The organism is Eisenbergiella massiliensis (assembly GCF_003435485.1).
In genome coordinates this window covers 1-2,139 of sequence record NZ_QVLV01000050.1, presented here as the reverse complement: position 1 = coordinate 2,139, position 2,139 = coordinate 1, and the positions used below count along the sequence as shown (strand labels likewise).

Here is a 2,139-nt window from a genome sequence, read left to right as displayed (position 1 = left end):
TCTGAACTTTGCATGTAAGTTGCACTAGCGACCTCCATAAACCTATGAAAAATTAAGCTTTTTCACTGGATTTTTTCTTTAGAATGTGATATGATTTTAGTGTAAAGGTTACACTAAAGGAGACGACCAATGTATCACGATTTCGAAGTGGGACTTCCAAAAGTAAAAGGCAAAATTATCACCAGGAAAAAGGGTGCTGCTACATATATCCTCTATCAGTACGGAAGCAAGTATAATCCTGAAAAGAAGTATGCGGTTCCTCAGCGGACCATCATTGGAAAAGTTAATCCAGAGCATCCGGATCACATGTTTCCAAATGAAAAGTATGAGGAATATTTCCCGGATGCTGCAATACCTGAAGAACTGCCAGAATCATCCAGAAGCTGCTCTCTGAGAATAGGTGCCTATGCCATTATCAAGAAAGTGTTTGAAGAGTACAAACTGCCACAGAAGCTTTCTAAGTGGTTCGGAGATGACACTGGTCTTCTTATGGATCTGATTGCTTACCTTATTGTTGATGAGGAAAATGCCGGTCAGTATTATCCTGATTTTGCTTACGACCATCCGCTTTTCTCAAAGAATATGCACATATATAGTGACTCAAAGGTGTGTCGTTTTTTCAAAAACGTTACCAGGGAGCAGATGAATGGCTTCCTTGATGACTGGAATAAGTCCAGAGATCATAAAGACCGAATTTACATTTCTTATGACTCCACAAACAAGAACTGTCAGTCTGGTGACATTGATATTCTTGAATATGGTAAAGCCAAAGTTGATACAGGTTCTGCCATCTTTAACCTGGCGTTAGCCTTTGACAAAAACAACCGAGTTCCTTTGTTTTATGAGACTTATGGAGGTTCCATCACTGACGTTGCCCAGTTCACTTATATGGTTGATAAGGTGAAGGAATACGGCTATGACAAGGTTGGCTTCGTTCTGGATAGAGGTTATTTCAGCAAAGACAATATTCGCTACATGGAAGAAAACAAGTACTCCTTCATCATAATGGCAAAGGGCTGTAAAAAGCTTGTCAGTGAGTTGGTCAGGGAACACAGAAATACATTCGAGACCGACAGAGATTGTGCAATCCGCACCTATCGCGTGTATGGTAAAACAATCTTATCCCCGCTGTATGAGGATGATACTGCAAACAGGTATTTTCACCTTTATTTTAATCCTTCTAAGCAGGCTGCTGAAAGAGAATTGCTTGAGCAGAGACTTGACAGCCTCAAGCTCAACCTCGATAAGCATAAGGGAACGGATGCCACTTTTGGAAAGGCATACCATGATTACTTTGACATCAGATATGACAAAGATGGCAATCTTGCATCCTACAAAGAAAAGAAAGATGTAATCCAGGAAAGGCTGGAGCTGTGTGGGTATTTCTGCATTATTACCTCTGAGAAAATGACGGCTGCTGAAGCGTTGATTCACTACAAGGGTCGTGATATATCTGAAAAGATTTTTAGCTCTGATAAGTCCTTCCTTGGTTCCAAGAGCATGCGTGTACAAAGTGGCGCTTCACTTGATGCCAAGATCTTTACAGAGTTTGCAGCACTCATTGTCCGGAACAGAATCTATAATCTGCTGAAGGAAATGATGCTGCGGATGGAGACCAAAAGCAACTATATGACTGTCCCTGCCGCTCTCAAAGAGCTTGAAAAGATAGAGATGGTTCGCAGGAACAATGGTAAGTATCATCTGGACCATGCAGTTTCAAGAAAGCAGAGAATACTCTTAAGCGCATTTGGCATGGATGATCAAGACATCCGCCGTCTTGCTGCTACAATTAGCAAGCTGCTGGCAACCAATCAATCATTACTGTCAGATGACATGATGGATCAGGAGGAAGAGTACTATGGCGAGAACGCGTTCGATGACTTCGATTGATGCTGAAATCAGCAAAGTCGAAAACGAACTATCGAAGTTGCAAGAAAAGCAGGATGCACTCATTGCACAACTGACTGAATTGCAAAAACTAAAACAAGAGTTTGAGACAAAACAGGTTATGGACGCCTTCCGTAAAAGCGGTAAAAGTCTCCAGGAATTGATGACATTTTTGGATGTCTAAAGTTATGCAGCCCTGGCAGCGGAAGGTGCCAAAAAGAGATTTAGTGTAACTTTCATGCAAAGTTCAGA

General features: G+C 41.4%; 2 protein-coding genes. Both read left to right on the top strand.

Annotation, left to right across the window (positions count from 1 at the left end):
• Positions 1 to 129 precede the first annotated feature (129 nt).
• Positions 130 to 1,890 carry an IS1634 family transposase gene (locus DXC51_RS30220; RefSeq protein WP_243003294.1) on the top strand — a complete coding sequence of 587 codons (1,761 nt, stop codon included), beginning with the start codon at positions 130 to 132 and terminating at the stop codon, positions 1,888 to 1,890.
• Positions 1,859 to 2,071 (top strand): DUF4315 family protein, encoded by a 213-nt coding sequence (locus tag DXC51_RS29170; protein WP_117546100.1) that lies wholly within the window; start codon positions 1,859 to 1,861, stop codon positions 2,069 to 2,071. The genes DXC51_RS30220 and DXC51_RS29170 overlap by 32 nt, the downstream gene beginning before the upstream one ends.
• Positions 2,072 to 2,139: the final 68 nt, after the last annotated feature.

Bases quoted from the DNA above. Each gene is read 5' to 3' on its own strand.
- DXC51_RS30220 (WP_243003294.1), top strand. From the start codon at position 130: ATGTATCACGATTTCGAAGTGGGACTTCCAAAAGTAAAAGGCAAAATT.
- DXC51_RS29170 (WP_117546100.1), top strand. From the start codon at position 1,859: ATGGCGAGAACGCGTTCGATGACTTCGATTGATGCTGAAATCAGCAAA.